The 24,760-nt window shown below is 71.4% G+C and carries 16 protein-coding genes; 11 read left to right on the top strand and 5 right to left on the bottom strand.

The features are described 5' to 3' along the window. Window positions 1-55: 55 nt before the first annotated feature. Complete coding sequence (locus tag IE325_RS26425; protein WP_190072547.1) at window positions 56-3,706, top strand: hypothetical protein; 3,651 nt, start codon at window positions 56-58, stop codon at window positions 3,704-3,706. Here the strand turns inward: IE325_RS26425 and IE325_RS26420 are convergent. Both IE325_RS26420 and IE325_RS26415 read right to left on the bottom strand, forming a co-directional pair. Beyond that, entirely contained in the window at window positions 3,669-4,442 is a 774-nt protein-coding gene (locus tag IE325_RS26420; RefSeq protein ID WP_190072546.1) for an SDR family NAD(P)-dependent oxidoreductase, read from the bottom strand. The genes IE325_RS26425 and IE325_RS26420 overlap by 38 nt on opposite strands. A 97-nt stretch (window positions 4,443-4,539) precedes the next feature. Continuing rightward, the gene (locus IE325_RS26415) at window positions 4,540-5,208 is read right to left on the bottom strand and encodes an MOSC domain-containing protein (RefSeq protein WP_190072545.1); all 669 of its coding nucleotides are present in this window, start codon (window positions 5,206-5,208) and stop codon (window positions 4,540-4,542) included. Window positions 5,209-5,288: 80 nt separating this feature from the next. Between IE325_RS26415 and IE325_RS26410 the strand changes: the two genes are divergently transcribed. Next, complete coding sequence (locus tag IE325_RS26410) at window positions 5,289-6,185, top strand: LysR family transcriptional regulator (protein ID WP_190072544.1); 897 nt, start codon at window positions 5,289-5,291, stop codon at window positions 6,183-6,185. Window positions 6,186-6,243: 58 nt separating this feature from the next. Here IE325_RS26410 and IE325_RS26405 read toward each other — a convergent pair whose 3' ends face one another. Continuing rightward, complete coding sequence (locus tag IE325_RS26405; protein WP_190072543.1) at window positions 6,244-6,573, bottom strand: WhiB family transcriptional regulator; 330 nt, start codon at window positions 6,571-6,573, stop codon at window positions 6,244-6,246. A 381-nt stretch (window positions 6,574-6,954) separates the two neighbouring features. Between IE325_RS26405 and IE325_RS26400 the strand changes: the two genes are divergently transcribed. The 4 genes from IE325_RS26400 (at window position 6,955) to IE325_RS26385 (ending at window position 11,350) form a co-directional block, all read left to right on the top strand. Continuing rightward, window positions 6,955-7,566 carry a response regulator transcription factor gene (locus tag IE325_RS26400; RefSeq protein WP_003948568.1) on the top strand — a complete coding sequence of 204 codons (612 nt, stop codon included), beginning with the start codon at window positions 6,955-6,957 and terminating at the stop codon, window positions 7,564-7,566. A gap of 305 nt (window positions 7,567-7,871) precedes the next feature. Beyond that, window positions 7,872-8,459 (top strand): sigma-70 family RNA polymerase sigma factor, encoded by a 588-nt coding sequence (locus IE325_RS26395; protein WP_190072542.1) that lies wholly within the window; start codon window positions 7,872-7,874, stop codon window positions 8,457-8,459. A gap of 153 nt (window positions 8,460-8,612) precedes the next feature. Then, window positions 8,613-10,121: an IMP dehydrogenase gene (gene guaB / locus IE325_RS26390; protein WP_190072541.1), complete on the top strand. Its 1,509-nt coding sequence runs from the start codon at window positions 8,613-8,615 to the stop codon at window positions 10,119-10,121. A gap of 104 nt (window positions 10,122-10,225) precedes the next feature. Then, a complete protein-coding gene (locus IE325_RS26385; RefSeq protein ID WP_190072540.1) occupies window positions 10,226-11,350 on the top strand; it encodes a GuaB3 family IMP dehydrogenase-related protein in 1,125 nt (374 codons plus the stop codon). 551 nt (window positions 11,351-11,901) lie between these two features. On the opposite strand, the gene IE325_RS26380 is transcribed toward IE325_RS26385, so the two are convergent. Further along, complete coding sequence (locus IE325_RS26380; protein WP_190072539.1) at window positions 11,902-13,110, bottom strand: nucleotide sugar dehydrogenase; 1,209 nt, start codon at window positions 13,108-13,110, stop codon at window positions 11,902-11,904. A gap of 262 nt (window positions 13,111-13,372) precedes the next feature. Between IE325_RS26380 and IE325_RS26375 the strand changes: the two genes are divergently transcribed. Then, on the top strand, window positions 13,373-15,079 hold the full coding sequence (locus IE325_RS26375) for a glycerol-3-phosphate dehydrogenase/oxidase (protein ID WP_190072538.1): 1,707 nt from the start codon (window positions 13,373-13,375) through the stop codon (window positions 15,077-15,079). A 139-nt stretch (window positions 15,080-15,218) separates the two neighbouring features. Here IE325_RS26375 and IE325_RS26370 read toward each other — a convergent pair whose 3' ends face one another. Then, window positions 15,219-16,307, bottom strand: a complete 1,089-nt coding sequence (locus IE325_RS26370) for a serine hydrolase domain-containing protein (RefSeq protein WP_190072611.1) — start codon at window positions 16,305-16,307, stop codon at window positions 15,219-15,221. A gap of 208 nt (window positions 16,308-16,515) precedes the next feature. Between IE325_RS26370 and IE325_RS26365 the strand changes: the two genes are divergently transcribed. From IE325_RS26365 to IE325_RS26350, 4 genes are all read left to right on the top strand, one after another. Further along, on the top strand, window positions 16,516-18,639 hold the full coding sequence (locus IE325_RS26365; RefSeq protein WP_190072537.1) for a serine/threonine-protein kinase: 2,124 nt from the start codon (window positions 16,516-16,518) through the stop codon (window positions 18,637-18,639). Between the two features lie 184 nt (window positions 18,640-18,823). Further along, the gene (locus tag IE325_RS26360; RefSeq protein WP_190072536.1) at window positions 18,824-21,487 is read left to right on the top strand and encodes a serine/threonine kinase C-terminal domain-containing protein; all 2,664 of its coding nucleotides are present in this window, start codon (window positions 18,824-18,826) and stop codon (window positions 21,485-21,487) included. A gap of 152 nt (window positions 21,488-21,639) precedes the next feature. Continuing rightward, window positions 21,640-23,397, top strand: a complete 1,758-nt coding sequence (locus IE325_RS26355; protein ID WP_190072535.1) for a serine/threonine-protein kinase — start codon at window positions 21,640-21,642, stop codon at window positions 23,395-23,397. A gap of 120 nt (window positions 23,398-23,517) precedes the next feature. Next, entirely contained in the window at window positions 23,518-24,681 is a 1,164-nt protein-coding gene (locus IE325_RS26350; protein WP_229912043.1) for a serine/threonine-protein kinase, read from the top strand. The last annotated feature ends 79 nt before the right edge of the window (window positions 24,682-24,760 follow it).

Raw genomic sequence — 24,760 nt, 5'->3', positions numbered from 1 at the left:
CATTGTCCCCACTGGCGCGGCACCGTGCCTGTCGGCGCTTTGGCATCATGAGCGCATGCGCTGGTGGGGGAAGCAGCGGTCGGTGGCCGCGGGACAGGACATCGGGGTCGTCGTCACCGGCGATCACAACCGCATCCTGCTCGCCTCGCCGGTGCGCTCGGCCTACTGGGAGCAGGTGCGGCGGATCGCCCCGCCCCAACTGGTCGGCAGGGACGACGAGTCGGCGGAACTCACCGACTTCTGCACCGCGGAATCCGGCCCGGTGTACGCCTGGTGGCGGGCACCGGCATGGGCGGGCAAGACGGCGCTGATGTCGCGGTTCGCACTGAACCCGCCGCCAGGGGTCCGAGTCGTCCCCTTCTTCGTCACGGCCCGCCTCGGCGCACAGAACGACGTCGTGGCGTACGTCGATGTCGTACTGGAACAGCTGGCGGAGCTGGCCGGCGAGGACCTCCCCGCCCATCTGACCGAGGCGACCCGCGAAGCCCACCTCCTGCATCTGTACGTGGCGGCGGCACGGGCCTGCGCCGCGCACGGCGAGCGCCTGGTCCTGCTGGTCGACGGCCTCGACGAGGACCGCGGCGTCACCACGGGACCCGACGCCCACAGCATCGCCGCCCTGCTGCCGGCCCGCCCCGACGCGGGCATGCGCGTCCTGGTCGCGGGCCGCCTGAACCCGCCGCTCCCGGGCGACGTACCCGACGACCATCCGCTGCGCGACCCCGCGATCGTGCGCACCCTGTCACCGTCGCCGTACGCCCGCGCGGTCCGCACCGAGGCGGAACGGGAACTGAAGCGGCTGATCGAGGCCGGCGGTCTGGAGTACGACCTGCTGGCGCTGGTGACGGCGGCGGGCGGCGGCCTGACCGCCGAGGACCTGGCCGCGCTGACCGGCGCCGTGCCCTATGACGTACGGGATGTGCTGCGCACCCGGGCGGGGCGCACCTTCGGTGTCCGGGCGAGCGTCTATCTGCTGGGCCATGAGGAACTCCAGTCCCAGGCCGAGGAGATGCTGGGTGCGCGGGAACTCGACCGGTACCGGGACGAGCTGCACGCGTGGGCCGAGGGGTGGCGGGCGCGGGGCTGGCCGGCGGACACACCGGAGTATCTGCTGCGCGGATACTTCCGGATGCTGCGGGGCCGGCGGGATCTGCGGCGCATGGTCGGCTGCGCGGGGGACGAGACACGGCACGACCGCATGCTCGAAGCCACCGGAGGCGACGCGGCGGCGCTGATCGAGATCCGGACCACCGAGGATCTGCTGGTCGAGTCGGGGACGCCTGATCTGCTGGACGTCACCCGGCTCGCCCTGCGGCGTGAGGAGCTGGACAGCCGCAACGACCTCCTGACCAGGGCCCTGCCCCGGGCGTGGGCGGCGCTCGGGCGCACCCGTCGGGCGGAGGCGCTCGCGCGCAGCATTCCGGATCTCAAGGAGAGGATGCACACGCTGGTCGTTGTCGCCGGGGAACTCGCGGACCACGGTGACCCGGAAGACGCCGTGCGGCTCCTGGAGGAGGCGGAGGCCGAGGCCGGGCCGGGCGGCCGGGTCGAGGAGCGGGACCGGCTGTGGATACTGATGGACACGTTCCGCGGTTGGCTCCACCTCGGACTGACCGACCGCGCCGACGACCTCTTCCATGCCGAGCCCGAGGCGTTCTCCCTCCCTCGTGCCAATTTCGTGTTCGAACTGGCCCTGTCCTGGGCGCGGTCCGGAGAGCTCGACCGGGCCGAGGCCCTGTGTCTGGCGCAGGAGAAGATCAGCGCCCGCGCCCTGGGCGCCGCCGGCGTGGCCTCCCTCTGGGTACGGATGGACCGCCTCGACCGGGCCGAGGCACTGGCCCGCGCCGCCGGACCCGAGGCCGAACCCCTGGTGCTGATCTGGACCGCCCAGGCACTGCGGCTGACCGGCCGGGAGGACGAAGCCCGACGGTGCTTCGCGCGCGTGGACGAGACCCTGAACGCGTCGCCCGCGCTGTGGTACATCGTCCGGCACCTCGTGGACGTGGGGGAGTACGACCGGGCCGAGACGGCGGCGTCGCTCGTGGAGGACGACAAGGACCGCGCCTGGAGCACATGCCATGTGGCGACGGCATGGGCCGCCGCCGGTGAGACCGACCGGGCGCGGGCGCTCGTCGAGCGCATCGAGCGGCCCGCACCGGGGTCCTTCGACCGGGACGTCAGGGCCGCGGCGCTGGTTGGTGTGGCGAGGGGCCTCGCGGAATCGGGAGCGTACGAGGAACTGGAGAGCCTGGTCCGGGACCACCCCGACCGGCCGGAACGGGCGAGGGCGGGCGCCGCTCTGATCGAGGTGCTGACCGCGGCCGGCGACCTCGACCGGGCCGAGGCCCTGGCGCGCGAGGCACCTAACCAGATGTTCGACGGCTATCCCCTGCACGGCGTCATCGAGGCACGGGCCCTGGCGGGGGACTTCGACCGGGCACTGGAGCTGGCGCGTCTGTTCTTCGCCATGCGCGAGCGCCGTGAGGCCGTGCAGGGCTACGAGGCGTTCCTGCGCGGTGCCGTGGCGGCCGCGACGAACGACGCCGCCGTCGCCGAGCGCGTGACGCGCCTGATCGCCGGGGTGGAGGCGGAACTGCGCAGGCCGAGCCGGGGCGGCAGCCTCGACGCGGCGCTCTCGGTGCCGGTCCTCGGACAGCAGGGCGAGGCCGAAGCGGCCGAGGCCTTGGCGGCCCAGATCGAGATGCCCGAGATCCCCGGACCCGACAGCGACGAGGGCACGGGGGACAGGGACCTGGAGTTCCGGGTGGCCGATGTGGTGCGCGCACTGGCCTGGACGGGGCGGTTCGAGGAGGCCGAGGACGTGGTGCGCAGGTTCCGCGCCGCTCCCAGGGACCGTTCCAGGGGCGCCTACTTCCACATGGAGGAGATCCTCGTCGAACCGCTCTGTGCGCGCGGGCAGTTCGACCGGGCGGCGGAGCTGACGACGGGGACGTACGGCGAGAACCGCGACCGTATGCGCACGACGATCGCCGAGAGCGCGCTCGGCGCGGGCGACGTGGCGCGGGCCCGCGCACTCATCGCCGGGATGGACCCCGGTCAGCATCGTGCCCGTGCCTGGGCCCTGCTCGTGCTGCACCTGGTGGCCTCGGGGGACGAAGAGGGCGCCGCGCGGGTCCATGCGGAAGCCGTGCCCGACTTCGAGCGGGGAATCTACGGGGCGGCGGTCGAAGACGTGCTGCGCGCGTACGTCGCGGTGGGGCAGGACGCGGCCGGTGAGCGGCTGCTGGGCCGCGTGATCGACCGCCCCCGGCACGACCCGGCGGACATCTATGCCGTTCTTCGGGGGATGGTGGCCATGAAGCAGTACGACCGCGCTCTGGAACTGGTGGAGGCCCGGGCACGCGACGAGGAGTACGGAAGCCGTCCGTATCTGTTGCGCGCGCTGATCGGAGCCCTCGTGAGCGCCGGTCAGTACACCCGGGCCGAGGAACTGGTCCGCACGGCAGGGCAGTCCGGCGCCGACCAGGCCCACCTCTGGCAGCTCCTCGCCCCCGCCGCGGACCCGGCCCGCGGCCGCCTGTTCCTCGCCCGGGCCCTGCAGCACCTGCCGCTCAAGGACGTGCTCCCCACCCTGATTCGGGTCGAGCCCGGCACCGTCCCGCTGATCGTCGACGCGCTGTCCGGCCGGGCGGCGGCCGGCAACCCGCCTACTGGGGCCCGTACTTCCGCCCGGTCCGCGAACTGATCCCGCCCAGCATCCCCCGGGGCACCAGCTTCGCCGCCCCCAGCAGCACCTTGTACCGGGGATCCGGGATCGACACGGCCTTCCCCCGCGCCAGATCATCCAGCCCCGACGCCACCAGCTTGTCCGCGTCCAGCCACATCCACCCCGGAATGTTGTCCGTCCCCATCCCGGCCCGCTCGTGGAACTCGGTCCGCACGAACCCGGGGCACAGCGCCATGAGCCGCACCCCGCTCCCGGCCAGATCCCGCGCCGCCCCCTGCGTGAACTGCACGACCCACGCCTTGGACGCGCCGTACGTCCCGCGCGGCACGAACGCCGCGACCGAGGCGACGTTGACGACACCGCCGCGCCCTCGCTCCCGCATCGCCTCCGCCGCGGCCGACGTGAGCCGCAGCACCGCCTCGCAGTGCACCTTGAGCATCTTCAGCTCGTCGGCCATGGAGACGTCGAGATAGCGGCCCTTGTTGCCGAAGCCGGCGTTGTTGATCAGCAGGTCGACGGGGTTGCGGCGGTCGCCGAGGCGGGTGGCGACCGACTCGATGCCGGTGTCCTCGGCGAGGTCGGCGATCAGCACCTCGGCCTCGATGCCGTGCCGGTCGTGCAGTTCGGTCGCCTGCTCGCGCAGCCGCTTGGCGTCCCGGGCCACCAGGACGAGGTCGTGCCCGTCGGCGGCCAGCCGCCGTGCGAACGCGGCGCCGATACCCGCGGTCGATCCCGTAATCAATGCCGTTGTCATGGCGCAAGATTAGTGACCCGGACCGGGTGCGTCCGCTTGCTGCACAGGCCCTCCCGATCGGTGAAGCCCCGGCGAAGACGTGCGCCGTGAGCGCCTATCAGCTTTCGTGCCGCGCCACGTACTTCCGCGCCGCCTCCCGCGCCTCCGGATGCAGCGCGTCCCCGGCCGCCAGCAACCGCGGCAGCAGAGCACGCTCCGTCGTCACCGCCCGGAACTGCAGCGCCACCGTCACATCGTGATCGGGCCGGTGAACGATCTCCACTGCGTCGCCCGCCCGGATCTCACCGGGCTCGATCACCCGGAGATACGCGCCCGGCGCACCCCGCTCCGTGAACCGCTTCACCCACCGCTGCTCACCCACATGGCCCTGGAAGGTACGACAGGGAATCCGGCCGCTGGTCACCTCCAGCACCACCTGGGACCCGATCCGCCAGCGCTCGCCGATCAGCGCGCCGGACACATCGAGGCCGAGGGTCGTGAGGTTCTCGCCGAAGCCGCCGTTCGCCAGCGGGCGCCCCAGCTCGCGCTCCCAGTCGTCGAGGTCCTCGCGCGCCACCGCGTACACGGCCTGGTCGTCGCCGCCGTGATGGCGCAGGCTGCACACGTCGTCCCCGGCCACGCCGCTTCCCCCGACCCCCTTGGGCCCGGGCGCCGCCAGCCGCACCGGCCCCTCGACCGGCCGTTTGTCGATCCCGGTCACGCCTTCGGGGTGATCGGTGTACTGCACGTACTTCCGACGGCCCAGGTTCACAGACAGAAGCTTCATGACGGCACGGTAGGCGAGCAGTGGTCAAAGCGTCCACGCACTATCCGGTGCCGTGCCCAAGGTTCGCTTATGCTCGACGGGTGATCGAGGCCCGTCATCTCCGTGTGCTGCGCGCCGTCGCCGCCACCGGATCCTTCTCCGCGGCGGGGCGTGAGCTGGGCTGCACCCAGCCCGCCGTCAGCCAGCAGATGAAGGCCCTGGAGGCATCCGTCGGCACCCCGCTGCTGGTCCGCAGCGGGCGCGAGATGCGGCTGACCCAGGCCGGTGAGTCGCTGGTGCGGCATGCCGCCGGGATCCTCGCCGGACTCACCGCCGCCGAGGAGGAGGTCGCCGCCATCGCCGGCCTGCGCGCCGGACGGGTACGCCTCGTCTCCTTCCCCAGCGGCAGCTCCACCCTCGTCCCGACCGCCCTCGCGGCCCTGCGCGCCGCGCACCCGGGCACCCGTGTCTCCCTGGAGGAGGCCGAGCCGCCGAAGTCGGTCGAACTGCTGCGCGAGGGCGACTGCGATGTGGCGCTCGCCTTCCGGTACGAGGGCGCGGCCCAGGACGGGGAGTGGGACGACCTCGTCGTACGCCCCCTGCTGACGGACCGTCTCGTCGGCCTCGTACCGGAACGGCACCGGCTCGCCCGCTCCGGGTCCGTCGCCATCGGGGAACTCGCCGCCGAGCCCTGGATCGCCGGGTGCCCGCGCTGCCGGGGACAGCTGGTCGAGGTGTGCGAGGGCGCAGGCTTCACGCCCCGCATCGACTTCGCCACCGACGACTATCCGGCGGTGGTCGGCCTGGTCGGCGCCGGCCTGGGCGTGGCCGTCCTGCCCCAGCTGGCCGTGGAGTCCGTACGGCCACGAGGTGCCCGCATGCTGACGCTGGAACCGGCGGTCCGCCGGGAGATCGTCGCGCTCACGCTGCCCGACCTGGCGCAGGTGCCGGCCGTCGCGGCGACGCTGGAGCAGCTGGCGCGGGCCGCCGGTCGCTAGCAGGGCGCGCAGAAGGAAGGGCACGCACGCGCGTGCCCTGCTGTGAAGAAACGTTCCTTCAGGAGTTCGGACCGGTGTCGCCGCTGGTTGTCGACGCCGACACCAGACGGTTGCGGGCCCGCCCCATGAGTTCCTCGCGCTCGTCCTCGGTCAGGCCGCCCCACACGCCGTACGGTTCGCGGACCGCCAGCGCGTGCGCCGCGCACTGCGCGCGCACCGGGCACCTCATGCAGACCTCCTTGGCCGAGTTCTCTCGAGCGCTCCGAGCCGCACCGCGCTCGCCCTCCGGATGAAAGAAGAGGGAGCTGTCCACCCCGCGACATGCAGCCAGCAGCTGCCAGTCCCACAGGTCCGCGTTCGGTCCGGGAAGGCGGGAGAAATCTGCCATTGCGTGACCCCTTGTAGCCGTTCTGGGCGGATACGGTGTCTACGACCGTACATCTACGATCTAAGGAGATGAAAATATGACTCATTGCGAATCTAGCTCCAAACGCCAAGAAACGGGAGCAAAAAGGTCTGAATGGGGCATGGGTTGTGATGAAACATTGAGGGTCCGCCCCGCATGTCTGCCCCGTGTCCGTCCCCTCACGTAGAGTGCCGAAGACGGCACATGCCCCCGTAACTCTTTCGAGTGACCGTCGTTGAGAGGGCGGAGGCGGTTGAAGCAACAAGCGCTCGGGCACGCGTCCGAGACGGTCGACCGCACAGGTGACGATTTCGTACCAGCCTGGAGGCTCAAGGTGACGTGCATCAGCTGCGGAGGGCGGCCATGACATCCGTCCTCGTCTGCGACGACTCCCCGCTTGCCCGAGAGGCGCTCCGCCGCGCGGTCGCGACCGTGCCCGGCGTCGAGCGCGTGACGACGGCGGCCAACGGCGAGGAAGTCCTCCGCCGCTGGGGCGCCGACCGCTCGGACCTGATCCTGATGGACGTACGCATGCCCGGTCTGGGCGGCGTCGAGACCGTGCGGCGGCTTTTGTCCGCCGACCCCGGTGCGCGGATCATCATGCTGACGGTCGCCGAGGACCTGGACGGCGTGGCCCTCGCGGTCGCCGCGGGTGCCCGTGGCTATCTGCACAAGGACGCCTCGCGCGCGGAGTTGCGGGCGACGGTCACGCAGGCGCTGGCCGACCCGACTTGGCGTCTTGCCCCGCGGCGGCTGCGGTCCGCCGAGATGGGCGCGGCGCCCACGCTCACCGCGCGTGAGATCCAGGTGCTCGAAGGTATGAGCCATGGGCGTTCCAACGCGGAGATCGGGCGGGAGCTGTTCCTGTCCGAGGACACCGTGAAGACGCACGCCCGGCGACTGTTCAAGAAGCTCGGTGCCTCGGACCGGGCACATGCCGTGGCGCTCGGCTTCCGGTGGGGTCTGGTTCGTTAATCGCCGCACCGTGGGTGCCGCGTTGTGTCGTATTGCGGCCGCGGGTTCGTCGTGGCTGGTCGCGCAGTTCCCCGCGCCCCTTTCGGGGCGCGGATGCGAGGCCCGTCAAGAGGTGCTGACGGTGCCCGCTGCTCGTTTCGGCGCGGATGCCGCATCCTTGAGATGTGGAGTCTCTCGGGGACGAGTCGGTAGAGCGGAAGGGGAGGGCGCAGGGGATGAGTTCCGGCGCACCTGCTCATAACGCTTCGGTGCACAACATCGGGCGCGATGCCACGGAGCAATCGGCCGCAAGGCACCATGGACCGATGCGCGACGACGAGGCGGCCAAAGCCGCAGGGGCGATCGGTGCACTCGTCCATCGCGCCGTGGACGGGGACGAGCAGGCCACGCACGATCTGCTCGCGCATGTCCACCCCCTGGCCCTGCGCTACTGCCGTACCAGGCTGTCGCGCCTTCCGGGCGATGCCCGCCACTTCGTCGAGGACCTCGCCCAGGAGGTCTGCGTCGCCGTCCTGCTCGCGCTGCCGCGCTACCGGGACACCGGCAGGCCCTTCGAGGCGTTCGTCTTCGCCATCGCCGCGCACAAGGTCGCGGACCTCCAGCGGGCGGCGATGCGGCACCCCGGTTCGACCGCGGTGCCCTCGGACGAGATGCCCGAGCGCCCGGACGACTCCCTCGGTCCGGAGGAGCGGGCGCTGCTCAGCAGCGACGCCGAGTGGGCCAAGAAACTGCTGGCCAACCTGCCCGAGAACCAGCGGGAGCTGCTGCTGCTGAGGATCGCGGTGGGGTTGACCGCGGAGGAGACGGGTCAGATGTTGGGAATGTCACCCGGAGCGGTCCGGGTGGCGCAGCACAGGGCGCTCAGCCGGCTGCGAGCGCTGGCCGAGCAGTAGCGCTCCCTTGGGTGCGCCCCGGATGAACAGGCTTCGCCTCGATTCCGTACGAACATACGAAGCCCTCAGCGATCGAGAACCGTGGAATTTGCTGGCTGTGCTTCCCGTTAGCATGGACATCCGCACCGATCAAGGCCATTTGGGGAAGGTGTCATGACTGCCAACGTCGACGGAGTGCCCGGAAAATTCGCGACTCTCGGGCTGACCTACGACGACGTGCTGCTGCTGCCTGGCGCGTCGGACATGGCACCGGACGAGATCGACACCGCCTCGTACGTCTCGAAGAACGTGCGGGTCAACATCCCGCTCCTGTCCGCCGCCATGGACAAGGTCACCGAGTCGCGCATGGCGATCGCGATGGCCCGCCAGGGCGGCGTCGGCGTACTGCACCGCAATCTCTCCATCGAGGACCAGGCCAACCAGGTCGACCTGGTGAAGCGGTCTGAGTCCGGCATGGTGGCCAACCCGATCACCATCCACCCGGACGCCACCCTCGCCGAGGCCGACGCCCTGTGCGGCAAGTTCCGCATCAGCGGCGTCCCGGTCACCGACGGCGCCGGCAAGCTGCTCGGCATCGTCACCAACCGCGACATGGCCTTCGAGACCGACCGCACGCGCCGGGTCCGCGAGGTCATGACCCCGATGCCGCTGGTCACCGGCAAGGTCGGCATCTCCGGTGTGGACGCCATGGAGCTGCTGCGCCGCCACAAGATCGAGAAGCTTCCGCTGGTCGACGACGAGGGTGTCCTCAAGGGCCTGATCACCGTCAAGGACTTCGTCAAGGCGGAGAAGTACCCGAACGCCGCCAAGGACGCCAAGGGCCGCCTCCTGGTCGGCGCCGCGGTCGGCGTCGCCGGTGACTCCTACGAGCGCGCCCAGGCCCTCATCGAGGCGGGCGTCGACTTCATCGTCGTCGACACCGCGCACGGCCACTCCCGCCTGGTCGGCGACATGGTCGCCAAGATCAAGTCGAACTCCTCCGGTGTCGACGTCATCGGCGGCAACATCGCCACCCGCGACGGCGCCCAGGCCCTCATCGACTCCGGCGTGGACGGCATCAAGGTCGGCGTCGGCCCCGGCTCCATCTGTACGACCCGAGTGGTCGCCGGTATCGGTGTCCCGCAGGTCACCGCCATCTACGAGGCCGCGCTCGCCGCCAAGGCGGCCGGCATCCCGGTCATCGGCGACGGCGGCCTGCAGTACTCCGGCGACATCGCCAAGGCGCTCGTCGCGGGCGCCGACACCGTGATGCTCGGCTCGCTGCTCGCGGGCTGCGAGGAGTCCCCGGGCGAGCTGCTCTTCATCAACGGCAAGCAGTTCAAGTCGTACCGCGGCATGGGCTCGCTCGGCGCCATGCAGACCCGCGGCGAGCGCAAGTCGTTCTCCAAGGACCGCTACTTCCAGGAGGGCGTCGCCTCCGACGAGCAGCTGATCCCCGAGGGCATCGAGGGCCAGGTGCCCTACCGCGGCCCGCTGTCCTCCGTCGTACACCAGCTGGTCGGCGGTCTGCGCCAGTCGATGTTCTACGTCGGCGGCAGCACCGTGCCCGAGCTCCAGGACAAGGGCCAGTTCGTCCGGATCACCTCGGCGGGCCTCAAGGAGAGCCACCCGCACGACATCCAGATGACGGTCGAGGCGCCGAACTACAGCCGCAACAAGTAGACGCCAGGCTTCCCGAGGGCGGTCCCGGAACCTCCGGGGCCGCCCTTGTCGTACCCGTCGGCGATACTGGAAGACGCTGAACGCATCAGGGAAAGGCCACAGACGTGACTGAGATCGAGATCGGGCGCGGCAAGCGCGGCCGCCGGGCGTACGCCTTCGACGACATCGCCGTCGTCCCCAGCCGCCGTACGCGGGACCCGAAGGAGGTCTCGATCGCCTGGCAGATCGACGCCTACCGCTTCGAGCTGCCCTTCCTGGCCGCCCCCATGGACTCGGTCGTCTCCCCGGCCACCGCGATCCGCATCGGCGAGCTCGGCGGCCTCGGCGTGCTGAACCTCGAAGGACTGTGGACGCGGTACGAGGACCCGCAGCCGCTCCTCGACGAGATCGCCGAGCTGCCCACCGAGGCCGCCACGCGCCGCCTCCAGGAGATCTACGCCGCTCCCATCAAGGAGGAGCTGATCGGGCAGCGCATCAAGGAGGTGCGCGACTCGGGCGTGGTCACGGCCGCCGCGCTCTCCCCGCAGCGCACGGCCCAGTTCTCCAAGGCGGTCGTCGACGCGGGCGTGGACATCTTCGTCATCCGTGGCACGACGGTCTCGGCGGAGCATGTCTCGTCCTCGCACGAGCCGCTGAACCTGAAGCAGTTCATCTACGAGCTCGACGTCCCGGTGATCGTCGGCGGCTGCGCCACGTACACGGCGGCCCTGCACCTGATGCGGACGGGTGCCGCGGGTGTCCTGGTCGGCTTCGGTGGCGGCGCGGCCCACACCACGCGCAATGTGCTGGGCATCCGGGTGCCGATGGCGACGGCGGTGGCCGATGTGGCCGCGGCCCGCCGGGACTACATGGACGAGTCCGGCGGCCGATACGTCCACGTGATCGCGGACGGTGGCGTGGGCTGGTCCGGCGACCTTCCGAAGGCGATCGCCTGCGGTGCGGACGCCGTGATGATGGGCTCCCCGCTCGCGCGTGCCACGGACGCACCGGGCAAGGGGTACCACTGGGGCATGGAGGCCGTGAACGAGGAGCTGCCGCGCGGCAAGAAGGTGCACCTGGGAATGGTGGGCACGATCGAGGAGGTGCTCACCGGGCCGTCCCACACGCCGGACGGTTCGATGAACTTCTTCGGGGCGCTGCGGCGGGCCATGGCCACGACCGGGTACAGCGAGCTCAAGGAGTTCCAGCGGGTTGAGGTGACGGTGGCGGACTCGCAGCACATGCGGTAGCCATCTCATAGGCGTCAGGGAAGGGCCGGTCACTCCGGGTGGGGTGACCGGCCCTCTTTGTGTCCAAGTGGGGGTGGGTGGGGGCGCGTTGGGCGGGAGGGGGCGCGTGGTTGCGTTTGGGGGGGAATGTGGGCTGAATGGGCGAGCGAAGTCGGTAATGTCGGTGATCGGCGACCCGTTCTCTTGGGTCGCCCCCTTCCAAGGAGATGTTCCGGACCCCGGCCCTCGGGGCCCGGCCCGAGCTCCAGACGGACCGCCTACCGGGCCACTGGGCGGCATCGTGGAAGGGGGCGCGCCCATGGGCCGTCACCGCAAGCCCACCCGCTGGGATCGCACCTGGCTTCGGCTGGTGAAGTTCCGGAGGAGGTGCATCTTGTGGTACTACGGACGGTGAGCGGCCGCCCCTATGAGAACTAGGGGCGGACACCCGTAATCCGTTCGGAGCCCATCGCAGTGGCCACTGTGGTGGGCTCCACCTGTTCCATACGGTACCGGCGCAGCATGTCCCACGCCACCAACCCCGGAGGCTCACGCACCCCACGCGCCCCCCTTCACAACCGATGCGCCGCCCCCGTAGGCGCCGCCCCCCGCGTATCCAGCAACAGCTGTGCCTTCACCGACAGGCCCTGCAAGTCGTACGTCCGATGCTGCTGAAGCAGAATCGTCAGATCCGCCTCCGCCACAGCCTCGTACAGGGCGTCCGCGCGCGGCACCGGCCGGTCCAGGACGCTCCAGGAGGCGACGTAGGGGTCGTGGTAGCTGATGCAGGCGCCCAGTTCCAGCAGGCGGGTCGCGACCTCCTGGGCGGGGGTGGACTGCTGGTCGGCGAGGTCGGGCTTGTAGGTGACGCCGAGGAGGAGGATGCGGGCGGCGCGCACGGATTTGCCGTGCTCGTTGAGGAGGGTGGCGGCGCGCTGGACGACGTAGCGCGGCATCTGGCTGTTGACCTGCTCGGCCAGTTCGACCATGCGCAGGGTGCGGCCGGCGGGGCCGTTGAGATCCTGCGGGACGGCGTGGCCGCCGACGCCGGGGCCGGGGCGGAAGGCCTGGAAGCCGAACGGCTTGGTCTCGGCGCAGCGGATGACGTCCCAGAGGTCGACGCCCAAGTCGTGGCAGAGGACGGCCATTTCGTTGACGAGGGCGATGTTGACGTGCCGGAAGTTGGTCTCCAGGACCTGCACGGTCTCCGCCTCGCGCGGGCCACGCGCGCGTACCACCTTGTCGGTGAGACGGCCGTAGAAGGCGGCCGCCGACTCGGTGCATGCGGGCGTGAGGCCGCCGATCACCTTGGGGGTGTTGGCGGGCGTGAAGTGGCGGTTGCCGGGGTCGACACGGCTGGGGGAGTAGGCCAGGTGGAAGTCGCGGCCGGCGCGCATGCCGGAGCCCTCTTCGAGGAGCGGGCGCAGGACGTTCTCGGTGGCGCCGGGGGGTACGGGCGACTCCAGGATGACGGTGGTGTGCGGGCGCAAATGCGCGGCCAGGGTGCGGGCGGCCGTCTCCAGCTGGCTCAGGTCGAGGCCGCCGTCCGCGCCGCGCGGGGTGGGCGGGCAGATGACGGCGGTGCGTACGCGGCCGAGCTCGGCGGGGTTGGAGGCGTGCCGGAAGCCCCCCGCGCGCATCCGGCGCAGTTCGGCGGGGCTGAGGGAGTCGGCCTCGGGCCCGGTCCGGTAGCCGAGTGTGGGGATGCCGACGGCGATGGCGGCCTTGGCCAGGGGCAGGCCGTACGGGCCTAGTCCGATGACGGCGAGATCTGCGGGCATGGCGTGGGCCGTCCTTCCCAGTAACCGAAGCGGGGCAGGTGCGCAACCCCTGTGGACAGGACGAGGGAGCGCAATGTCAGACTAGGAGTAAATATGACCGATTTGCGGCATTTAATGATCGCGTTTCCGTGAGTGTTGTCCACAGGCTGAGGGTGAGTGGTGGCTGAAGTCGGGCAACCCGGTCAGAATTTTGGGCATGGGGGGTTCGAACCGGGCTTCGCCGACGGGTGCGGCCTGACCGACCGATGAGCGGGAGGCAGCGGTGAGGACAGCGACACTGGGACCGGCGGAGCGCGCCGAGTCACTGGCGGCAATGGCCGAGCGCGAGCTGGACCTACTGGTCGTGGGCGGCGGCGTCGTGGGCGCGGGCACGGCGCTCGACGCGGTCACGCGCGGACTGTCCACCGGCCTGGTCGAGGCCCGCGACTGGGCCTCGGGCACGTCGAGCAGGTCCAGCAAGCTGATCCATGGCGGCCTGCGCTATCTGGAGATGCTCGACTTCGCACTCGTACGGGAGGCGTTGAAGGAGCGTGGGCTGCTCCTTGAGCGGCTCGCCCCGCACCTGGTCAAGCCGGTGCCGTTCCTGTATCCGCTTCAGTACAAGGGCTGGGAGCGGCTGTACGCCGGGGCCGGCGTCATGCTCTACGACGTCATGTCGATGGCGCGTACCCATGGCCGGGGCCTGCCCATGCACCGCCACCTCAGCCGCCGCAACGCCCTGCGCATCGCCCCGGCACTGAAGCGGGAGGCCCTGGTCGGCGGGCTGCAGTACTACGACGCCCAGATGGACGACGCCCGCTATGTGGCCACCCTCGTGCGCACGGCGGCGGCCTACGGTGCGACAGTCGCCAACCGCGCGCGCGTGACCGCGTTTCTGCGTGAGGGCGAGCGTGTCGTCGGGGCCCGGGTGCAGGACGTCGAGGCGGGCGGGGAGTACGAGATCCGCGCCAAGCAGATCGTCAACGCGACCGGGGTGTGGACCGACGACACCCAGTCGATGGTGGGCGAGCGCGGGCAGTTCCATGTGCGCGCCTCCAAGGGCATCCACCTCGTCGTCCCCAAGGACCGCATCCACTCCTCGACAGGGCTGATCCTGCGCACCGAGAAGTCCGTGCTGTTCGTCATCCCCTGGGGCCGGCACTGGATCGTCGGCACCACCGACACCGACTGGGACCTCGACAAGGCCCACCCCGCCGCGTCCAGCGCGGACATCGACTACCTGCTGGAACATGTGAACTCGGTGCTCGCGGTGCCGCTGACACGCGACGACGTGGAGGGCGTGTACGCCGGACTGCGGCCCCTGCTCGCGGGGGAGTCGGACGCCACCAGCAAGCTGTCCCGCGAGCACACCGTGGCGCATCCCGTGCCGGGGCTCGTCGTGGTCGCGGGCGGCAAGTACACGACGTACCGGGTGATGGCCAAGGACGCGGTGGACGCGGCGGTGCACGCGCTCGACATGCGGGTCGCCGAATGCGTGACGGAGGACATCCCGCTGGTGGGCGCGGAGGGATACCGGGCGCTGTGGAACGCGCGAGCGCGGATCGCGGCGCGGACCGGGCTTCATGTGGTCCGTGTCGAGCACCTGTTGAACCGGTTCGGCGCGCTCGCGGAGGAGGTGCTCGAACTCATCACCGCGGACCCCGCGCTGGGCGAGCCCCTGCAGTCCGCCGACGACTATCTGCGTGCCGAGATCGTGTACGCCGCCTCGCACGAGGGGGCACGGCATCTGGACGACGCGCTGACCCGGCGGACCCGCATCTCCATCGAGACGTTCGACCGCGGCACGGGGTGTGCGCGTGAGGCGGCCGAGCTGATGGCGCCGGTGCTGGGCTGGGACAAGGACCACATCGAGCGCGAGATCGAGCACTACCAGAAGCGGGTGGAGGCCGAACGGGAGTCGCAGCGCCAGCCGGACGACCTGACGGCGGACGCGGCGCGGTTGGGGGCGCCGGACATCGTGCCGTTGTAGGAGCCGGGGGGGCCGGGAGCCAGGGGCCAAGGACCAAGGACCAAGGGCCAGGGGTCAGGCGCGCCGGCCGCGTCACGGGCGGAGAACGTCACCCGAACGGGTGGTCGAGGTCGGGATCTCTGCTCGAACCCCGGCCGTTCTACCGGGTGCGAGGGCAGAACTCGGCGGCGAGCAGCCGGGGTTCGAGGCCGGGATCTGCGATCGCCGTCGTGTTCACCCGGAAGGTCAGGACACGACGACCGCCGACGGTGGCCGCGGAGCGCACGTAGCTGCCGGAGATGCGCCCGTTGTGCCCCCATACGACGGTGCCGCAGCGCAGTTTCACGGGGATGAGCCCCATGCCGTACGAGCCGTGTGCGGCACGGGTGTCGAGCATCTCGCGCAGCCAGTGCGAGGGCAGCAACCGGCCGCCCAGCAGCGCGGCGTAGAAGCGGTCGAGGTCGGCGAGCGTGGTCACCAGCTCGCCGGCCGCGCCCGCCACCCGGGGGTCGAGTTCGGTGACATCAGTCCCGTCGGTGGCGTAGGCGCGGCCGTGCGGGGTGGGCAGCGAGGTGCGGGATCCAGGGAAGGAGGTGCCGGTCAGACCCAGCGGAGCGATGATGCGCCGCTCGGCCTCCACGGCGTACGAGCGGCCGGTGACCCGCTCGATGACCAGGCCGAGCAGCACGTAGTTGGTGTTCGAGTAGGAGAAGCCGCCGATGTCGGCAGGAGGGTGGGTGAGCGCGATGCGTACGGCCTGAAGCGGGGTGACGGGGACGGTGCCCCCGGTCGTCGCGGTGAAGTCGTACAGGCCGCTGGTGTGGGTCAGCAGGGAACGAAGGGTCAGCGCGCGCCCGTCGTTGCCCGCCCCGCGCACCAGGCCCGGCAGGTGCCGCTCCACCGTGTCCGACAGGGACAGCCGTCGCTCGGCGGCCAGTTGGAGCACGACCGTCGCGATGAAGGTCTTCGTCATGCTGCCGGCGCGGAAGTGGTCGGCGCGGGCGATGCCCTGGCCGGCCCGGACGTAACGGGTGCCTGTTCTCTCGCGGGTCAGCAAGGCCGCTGCGGGGGCCTTGCCCCGGGTGACGAGCCGTGCGAGGAGGGCGTTTGTCGCGGGGGGCTGCCTGGAGGGCGACGAGGCGGTGAGGGCCGACCAGTCGGTGAGGGACACGCCGAGGACCGCCGGGGACACGAGGCCGAGAATCGTCAGGAGCACAGGAACGGCCAGTAGGGTCCGAAGCGGTGGCATCGACGGTCGGGCCATACGGGTTCCTCCCTTGTCGCGGCTCATCATGCCGGGTGGCGGAAGGCGCGATGCGACGGGCCCCGGGTGCTTCGGGAGCGAGATGCCCGGGTCGTGCGGTCGGGTGGCGGTGCCAGGGGCACCCTGGGCGCCGGGCACTTGTCGGGTGAGAGACAATGGAGGCTCTGTCAGGGCGGGTTGTATGAGGGGACGCATGTCGGAGGCGGAGCGGGCGGGGACATCCCGTCAGGACACTCGTCAGGACGACCGTGAGCGTCTCCTCGCGGGTCGGTACCGGCTCGGAGGAGTGCTCGGCCGGGGCGGCATGGGCACGGTCTGGCGTGCCATCGACGAGACGCTGGGGCGGACCGTCGCCGTCAAGGAGCTTCGATTCCCGTCGAACATCGACGAGGAGGAGAAGCGGCGGCTGATCACGCGCACCCTGCGTGAGGCCAAGGCGATCGCGCGGATCCGCAACAACAGCGCGGTGACCGTGTTCGACGTGGTCGACGAGGACGACCGGCCGTGGATCGTGATGGAACTCGTCGAGGGCAAGTCGCTCGCCGAGGTCATCCGGGAGGACGGCCTGCTGGAGCCCAAGCGGGCGGCGCAGGTGGGTCTGGCCGTGCTGGACGTGCTGCGTTCCGCGCACCGTGAGGGCATCCTGCACCGCGACGTGAAACCGTCGAACGTCCTGCTGGAGTCCGACACCGACCGGGTCGTGCTCACCGACTTCGGCATCGCCCAGGTCGAGGGCGACCCGTCCATCACCTCGACCGGCATGCTCGTCGGCGCGCCCTCCTACATCTCCCCGGAGCGGGCCCGCGGTCACAAGCCGGGTCGCGCGGCCGATCTGTGGTCGCTCGGCGGGTTGTTGTACGCGTCGGTCGAGGGTGTGCCGCCGTACGACAAGGGCTCCGCGATCGCCACGCTCACCGCGGTGATGACCGAGCCGCTGGAGGAGCCGAAGAACGCCGGACCGCTGAAGGACGTCATCTACGGCCTGCTCACCAAGGACCCCGAGAAGCGGCTGGACGACGCCGGTGCGCGGGCGATGCTCAACGCCGTCATCCATGCGCCCGAGCCGAAGGACGAGCCGGAGCCGGTGGACGCGACCAAGGTCGTGCCGTTGCCGCCGCAGCCGGACAGGACCAAGGGCAAGGGGCGTTCGGGCTCGGATGCCGGGTCCGGGGCTGGGTCCGGGGAAGCGGGGAAGCGGGGCGAGGAGGCCGGGGAGCGGTTGCGCGGGGCGTTGCGTTCCGTGCGGAAGGCCGCGGTGAGTGCGGGGGCGGCCGGGGCTGCCGTGCGTGGCAGGTCCGGGAGTGAGAAGGCGGTTTCCCAGTCCCAATCCCAGTCCGAGTCCGACGGTGGCGCGGCCGCTGGGGCGTCCACGGGGGCCGGGAGTTCGGAGCCGGGTTCCGGGGCTTCCGGTTCCGCCGTGGGTGCCGAGGCCGGTGCCGGAGCCGGTTCTGGTGAGCGGGAGGCGAAGGCGGGGAACGGGCAGAGCGGGGGGCGGAGTTCGGGATGGCCCGTGATGCCGCCACCGGATCTGCCGCCGCGGCCCGCGCCGAGAGCGCCGCTGACCGATGTGGTGCCCAGGCGGACCCTGGTGATCATCGCGGTGGTCGTGGCGCTCGCCGTGATCGGTGTGGTGCTGGCCATCGCGCTGCGCGACGGCGGTGACTCCACCGGGGCTTCCGGCGGGGGCGGGGCCAAGGCCTCCGCCAAGGCGAGCGCGAGTGCGGACACCAAGAAGGACCAGGACGACGGTACGCGTACGGACGGCGACAAGTCCGGTAGCGATGGCTCCGGGTCGGGTTCCGACGCGGACGCCGGGAAGACGCCGAGTGCCGAGGCCAGCGCGACCGGTGGCAGCGGCGCCGAGGCGGGGTCCGGTGGGGACAGCGGGGCCGCCTCGACGCACAAGGGCGGTCAGGGGTACTCGATCGGGCTGCCCGAGGCATGGAAGTTCCAGTCCTCGGGGTCGGCGGGCGACCGGTTCACCGGGCCCGACGGGCAGAAGCTGCTCATCGCCTGGACGTCCACGCCGCAGGACGACCCGGTGGCGGATTGGAAGAACCAGGAGCAGTACATGGGCCGCTCGCAGTACGACAGGATCCGTATAGAGGCGGTGGAGTACCGCGGCTGGAACACCGCCGACTGGGAGTTCACCTATGCCGAGGGCGGTACGAAGTACCGGACGATCGACCGTGGGTTCGTCGTGAACGACCATCAGGGCTATGCGCTGATGTACAGCGCGAAGGCCGCCGACTGGGACAGCGAGCTGCGCAAGGACACATGGAACACCCTGACCGGTTCGTTCAAGCCGAAATCGTGAGGTGAGCGGTAGGCGTTTCGGCTTGTGAAGTTGGGGTTTGAACGGTGAGATCCGGCAACCCCTCTTTGTGGGTTGCCTCCGGCACGTATCGTGAAAGCTTGCGGACCGTGCGCATTCAGTCGGGCGTCCGGAACGCGACGCAAGGCGAACGGAATTGACCAACCGGGCGGCCGGGGGAGGCAACGTGGAGGACTACGCGGGTCGCGTACTCGCCGACCGCTACCGCCTGCCGCTGCCGCCCTCCGACGAGTACGAACTCACCGAGACCCGGGCCTTCGACACCTACAGCGGGCAGGAAGTCCTGGTCCGGCAGGTGCCGTTGCCCGAAGTCGTCGAGGCTGAGGTGCTCGACGCCGAGGGGCTGCCCGACGGCTTCACCCCTCGGGACACCAGGGAGCGCGGGGCGGGGCGACGGCCCTCGGCGCCTTCGAGTCCGCGCCGGCCCAGCGACCCCGCCGTACGGCGGGCGGTCGAGGCCGCGCAGGCCACGGCGCGGATCCCCGACCATCCGCGGCTCGACCAGGTCTTCGACGTGTTCGCCGAGGGCGGCTCGTTGTGGATAGTGAGTGAGTTGGTGGCCGCCCGTCCGCTGGCCGCGCTGCTCGCCGAGAAGCCCCTGACTCCGTATCGGGCGGCCGAGGTCGCCTCCGATGTGCTCATGGCGCTGCGGGTACTGCATGCGCATGGCTGGGTCCACCGCAACATCACCGCCCGCACGGTGCTCGTCTGCGACGACGGCCGGGTCATGCTGACCGGGCTCGCGGTCGGGGCCGCGGAGGAGGCACTGTGCGGGTATGACCCGGTGCCGGCCGAGGACGGGGGCGGGGGCGAGACCGGGGGCGGTACCGCACCGGGTGCCGGGCCGGTTCCGGGCGGTGGACCGGCTACCGGCGGGGGCTTCGGTGCCCCTGGGCCTTCCGGTGCCACGGATCCCGAGGCCGCTCGGCGAGCTGCCATCGAGGCGCGGGCGGCCGGTGGGCTGCCGGTGCCCGGAGCCGACGCGAGCGCCGACGCGGATGGTTCGGCGGAGTCGCGCGGTGCGCTGGAGGCCGGTGGGGACATCAGGGCCGCGCGTGCCGGGGCGATCGCCGCGTATCGGGCCGGCGCCCGTGCCGCTGCCCGGGTGCAGGAGGGCGGGCAGAACGGACGCGTCGCGTTGCCCGGGGCCCGCACGATGCCCGAAGTGGGCCCGTCACCCCAGACCAACGGCGCGGCGCAGCAGCCGTACCCCTCCGGCAACGGCGCGACGACGCCCCCGGGGCAGATCGCCGACCCGTACGGTGTACAGGCCACGCCCTGGCACGGCGCCGCGCCGCGCATAGGCGCCGGTGGCACACCGACCGACGACAGCACCGGGCGGGTGGCCCTGCCCTCGGCGGGCCCGGACACCGGCGCTTTCCCGGCCCAGGGCCTCCCGACTCCCGCTAACCCCTCCGGGCCAGGTCTCCCGGCCCCCGGCACCCCCACCCCACTCACCAAGCCCGGCACCCCCGCGCCCACCCCCACCTCCACGCCCACTCCACCCCCCACCCGCTGGAACGACCTCGTCACCCCCACCCCCACCCCCCGCGGCACCCGAGGTCCCGCCACCGCGCTCGCCGCGGAGCGGGCGCGGCAGGCTCGGATGGCTGTCGTGGGGCCCGTGACCGAGCGATGGGCGCCGGAGCAGGCGGGGCCGGTGCATGAGAACTGGCAGTTGGCCGCGCCGATCGGGCCCGCGACGGATCTCTGGGCTTTGGGGGCGTTGCTGTTCCGGGCGGTGCAGGGGCATGCGCCGTATCCGGAGGAGTCGACGGCCGAGTTGGTGCAGATGGTGTGCGCGGAGCCGCCCGCGTACGCCGAGGAGTGCGGTTCGCTCAGGCCCGTCGTGGAGTCGCTGCTGCGTCAGGACCCCACCGAGCGCCTGGACTTCGAGGAGTTGCGGGGCTGGCTGCGTTCGCTGGTGCGGTCCGCGCCGGAGCCGGAGGCCGGTGCGCATGTCGTCGCCGCGCCGCCGGTCGATCCGAACCGGCTGCCCATCGTGCGGCGCCGCGGTGAGCTGGTGCGCAGGCGCCGGGCCGGGCTGCCCGCGCATCACGGGCGGCACAAGCGGGCCAAGCGGGAGGCGGAGCATTCGCCCCGCAGGCTCGGGCGGACGCTGCTGGTGCTGGTGCTGCTCGGCATGGCCGCGGCGATCGCGTACGCCATGATGTTCATGCCGAAGGCCGATCAGGGCGAAGGCGCCACGGCCGACGCCGGTCGCACCGGCGCCGCGGGCCAGGTCGGCGACGCGGAGCCCGACGGTTCGGCCGACGCCAGCAGCGAGCCGCGGCCCGACCAGACCACTCCGGAGTCCGGCAACGGCCCCTCGGAGTCGGCCGGTTCCGACGAGACGCAGAGCAACGACCCCGACGTCCCCGATGGCTTCACGCTGCGTAAGGACGACGCGGGATTCCAGGTCGCGGTGGCCAATGGATGGAACCGCGCGCCGAAGAACGGAAGCGGGCAGATCGTGTACTCGCACGGCGACTTCGACCTCGTCCTCGTGCCGGGGCGGGACACCGCGGAGCAGTACGGCAGCGACCCGATGGTCTACCAGCGGGAGCACGAGCGGGAGTTGCAGCCCTACCGTGACTCCAGCTGGGCCTCCTCCGGTGGGCTGAAGACCATTCAGGTCGGCGAGCGGATCATGGCCGAGGGGCAGTTCACCTGGACCGATGGCCAGGGGCGCGAGCTGTTCGTGCGCAATCTCGCGATACTGGTCGACGGGCGGTACCACGTGGTGCAGCTGCGTGGCCCGGACGCCGAGCGGGACGAAGTGACGCGGCTGTTCGAGCAGGCCTCGGCGACGTATCAGGTCACCGGATGACGTGGTGCGCGGACGCAGGGTGATGGTTGCTTCCAGATGTCGAAAGCGACAACCATCACAGTGCGGTCTCCTTGGCACCCCCGTGGTTCCGGTCGCGTCGGCCGGTCCTTAACCTGACCCTGTCAAGAGCAATGCGGGGCAACGTGAATCAGATGCAGGGCCAGCTCGTTTCGGGTCGCTACCGGCTCGCCGACGCGATCGGCAGCGGCGGTATGGGCCGGGTCTGGCGTGCGCACGATGAGGTGCTGCATCGGGCCGTCGCCATCAAGGAGCTGACCGCCGCGCTCTACGTCTCCGAGAGTGACCAGGAGCGCTTGCTGGCCCGTACCCGGGCCGAGGCGCGGGCCGCCGCGCGGATCAATCACTCGGCCGTCGTCACCGTGCACGATGTGCTGGAGCACGACGGTCGGCCGTGGATCGTGATGGAGCTGGTCGAGGGCCACTCGCTGGCCGACGCCGTCAAGGAGCAGGGACGCGTCGAGCCGGCCGAGGCCGCCCGGATCGGCCTGTGGGTGCTGCGGGCGCTGCGCGCCGCGCACTCCGCCGGGGTGCTGCACCGCGACGTCAAGCCCGGCAACGTACTGCTCTCCGCCGACGACGGCCGCGTCCTGCTGACCGACTTCGGTATCGCCCAGATCGAGGGCGACACCACCATCACCCGCACCGGAGAGGTGGTCGGCTCGGTCGACTACCTCGCCCCCGAGCGGGTCCGCGGCCATGACCCCGGCCCCTCCTCTGACCTGTGGGCGCTCGGCGCGACGCTGTACACGGCCGTCGAGGGCCGCTCGCCGTTCCGCCGTACCTCTCCGCTGGGCACCATGCAGGCGGTCGTCGAGGAGGAGGCGGCCGATCCGCAGTACGCGGGACCGCTCGCGCCCGTGATCACCGCCCTGCTGCGCAAGGATCCGGCCACCCGCCCCGACGCGGCAGAGGCCGAGCAGATGCTGGCCGAGGCGGCGGAGGGGCGCCGGCCGCATGCGGCGCAGGTGTATGTGCCGACCCAGCACAACCGGTACGAGCCGGAGGCGCACAGCGGCGGATACCACAGCGCGGGGTACCCGCCGGAGGCGCACACGGGCTCCCCGCACGCCGGGACGCCCTCGCACGCCGGGATGCCCCCGCACGCTCCCACCGGGCCCGCGACCCCGGCCACCAGCACGCCGTACCCCCCGATGGGCCGGCCGACGACGATCGGACGGCCGTACGACACCTCGGGCACCGGAGCCCCGCACGGTCCGTCCGCCCACCCGCCCCGCAAGCGCCGCCGGCTGCGCACGCTCGCCCTCGTCATCGCGCTCGCCGCGATCATCGGCGGCGGTACCGCGGTGGTGCTCCAGAAGTGGGGGCTGCCGGGCGGCGGCGGTACGCCGGCCTCGTCATCGTCCACTCAGGGTCCCACCGAGGGTGAGTCGGTGGGGCCGGAGGGCGGCGTTCCGTCGTCCTGGGTCCAGTACAAGGACCCCCTCGGCTTCAGCCTCTATCTGCCCAAGGGCTGGGAGCGGGAGGTCGTCGGCAAGGAGTACGAGGGCCTCCAGCAGGTCGACTACACGCCGGACGGCGGTGAGCACTTCGTGCGGATCGCCGTGGACACCTCGCCCGACTTCGCGAAGGCCTACGACCACATGGCCGACCTGGAGCAGCAGGTGAGCCGGCGGCTGGTCGGCTATCAGCGGGTGTCCCTGAAGGAGAACCTCTACCGCGACCGCGACGGCGCCCTGTGGGACTACACCTGGACCGCGCAGCCCAAGGACACGCCCTTCCCGGGGCCGCGCCGCGCCATCGACCAGGCGTACATCGACCGGGACGGCACGGAGTACGCGATCTACATCTCCTCGCCGGTGAAGGACTGGGAGCCGACTCGGAAGCAGTTCTCGGCGGTCCTCAAGGGCTGGCAGGCGAGCAGTTCCTGAGACCCCCGGCGGGGTGGCCGATCCGGGTCGCAGGGCGGCTTTTGAAGTCGTTTGCTCCTTTGCATAGTTGGCCGATCGGCACCCCGGAGTCGATCCGTCCGGTGCGGCATGATGGGGCGCATGGGGACCGAGTGGGCCAACTTCCGTGTGATCGCGGGGCGTTACCGCCTGGAGGCGAGGCTCGGTAGCGGCGGCATGGGCGTCGTATGGCGGGCCACCGACCAGTTGCTCGGGCGCAGGGTGGCCGTCAAGGAGCTGCCCCTCGACGAGACGCTCTCCGCGGCCGACGCCCGGCGGCAGCGTGAGCGCACCTTGCGCGAGGCCCAGGCGCTGGCCCAGCTGAGCCATCCGCATGTCATCGTCGTCCATGACGTGGTCCAGGATGTCGTGGAGGGCGACGAACGGCCGTACATCGTCATGGAGTTGATCGACGGCCGCACCCTCGCCGACCGGATCGCCGCCGCCGGGCCCGTCGACCCTCGGGAGGCCGCCCGGATCGGCGCCGATCTGCTGAGCGCGTTGCGCGCGGCGCACGAGGCCGGGGTGCTGCACCGGGACATCAAACCGGCCAACGTCCTCATCGAGAACGGTACCGACCGTGTCGTGCTGAGCGACTTCGGCATCGCCCAGGTGCCGGGCGCTTCGTCCACGCTCACCGAGTCCGGCTCGTTCGTCGGCTCGCCCGAGTACACCGCACCCGAGCGGATGTCCGGGGGCGGCACCGGTCCCGCCTCCGATCTGTGGTCGGTGGGTGCGCTGCTGTGCGCGGCGCTCAGCGGTGAGTCACCGTTCCGGCGGGACTCGCTGAGCGGCGTCGTGCTCGCCGTGGTGTCCGACGAGATACGTCCGCCCGCGCAGGCGGCGCCGATCCTGCCGGTCGTGCAAGGGCTGCTGGAGCGGGATCCGGGGCTGCGGCTGGACGCCGTGGGCGCGGAGCGGATGCTGCGGGAGTTCCTGGATACGGGGCTCACCGCTTTGCCGAAACGGTTCAGCAGTGTGGGGCGCCCGTACTCGCCGCGCAGCGTTCTGGCCACCGTCATGCTGGTCGCCGCGATGGCGGTGGCAGGGGTGTCGGCGGCGGCGCTGCTGGTGAACGGGGGTGGTGGGGACGGGGGCGTCGTGCCGAGCGGTTCGACGCCGGGTACGTCCGTGTCGACGGGGCACTCCAGCTCGCCCGGGAGGTCGCCTTCGCCGAGCCCGACCCCCTCGTCGAGTACGTCGACTCCCGTACCCACCAGATCCCCCGTCCCCACCAAGTCCCCCGTCCCCACCAAATCCGAATAAAGGCGAGATAAGTGACGCGCTGAGTCACGGCTCTGTGACTGGAAAGCATTCCAACTGGCTACCTGCGAGCCGGCCGCGA

The organism is Streptomyces lanatus (genome assembly GCF_014655715.1).
Classification (GTDB): domain Bacteria; phylum Actinomycetota; class Actinomycetes; order Streptomycetales; family Streptomycetaceae; genus Streptomyces; species Streptomyces lanatus.
This window is presented reverse-complemented; position numbering and strand designations above follow the sequence as displayed.

Bases quoted from the DNA above. Each gene is read 5' to 3' on its own strand.
- IE325_RS26425 (WP_190072547.1), top strand. From the start codon at position 56: ATGCGCTGGTGGGGGAAGCAGCGGTCGGTGGCCGCGGGACAGGACATC.
- IE325_RS26420 (WP_190072546.1), bottom strand. From the start codon at position 4,442: ATGACAACGGCATTGATTACGGGATCGACCGCGGGTATCGGCGCCGCG.
- IE325_RS26415 (WP_190072545.1), bottom strand. From the start codon at position 5,208: ATGAAGCTTCTGTCTGTGAACCTGGGCCGTCGGAAGTACGTGCAGTAC.
- IE325_RS26405 (WP_190072543.1), bottom strand. From the start codon at position 6,573: ATGGCAGATTTCTCCCGCCTTCCCGGACCGAACGCGGACCTGTGGGAC.
- IE325_RS26400 (WP_003948568.1), top strand. From the start codon at position 6,955: ATGACATCCGTCCTCGTCTGCGACGACTCCCCGCTTGCCCGAGAGGCG.
- IE325_RS26395 (WP_190072542.1), top strand. From the start codon at position 7,872: ATGCGCGACGACGAGGCGGCCAAAGCCGCAGGGGCGATCGGTGCACTC.
- guaB (WP_190072541.1), top strand. From the start codon at position 8,613: ATGACTGCCAACGTCGACGGAGTGCCCGGAAAATTCGCGACTCTCGGG.
- IE325_RS26380 (WP_190072539.1), bottom strand. From the start codon at position 13,110: ATGCCCGCAGATCTCGCCGTCATCGGACTAGGCCCGTACGGCCTGCCC.
- IE325_RS26370 (WP_190072611.1), bottom strand. From the start codon at position 16,307: ATGCCACCGCTTCGGACCCTACTGGCCGTTCCTGTGCTCCTGACGATT.
- IE325_RS26365 (WP_190072537.1), top strand. From the start codon at position 16,516: ATGTCGGAGGCGGAGCGGGCGGGGACATCCCGTCAGGACACTCGTCAG.
- IE325_RS26355 (WP_190072535.1), top strand. From the start codon at position 21,640: ATGCAGGGCCAGCTCGTTTCGGGTCGCTACCGGCTCGCCGACGCGATC.
- IE325_RS26350 (WP_229912043.1), top strand. From the start codon at position 23,518: ATGGGGACCGAGTGGGCCAACTTCCGTGTGATCGCGGGGCGTTACCGC.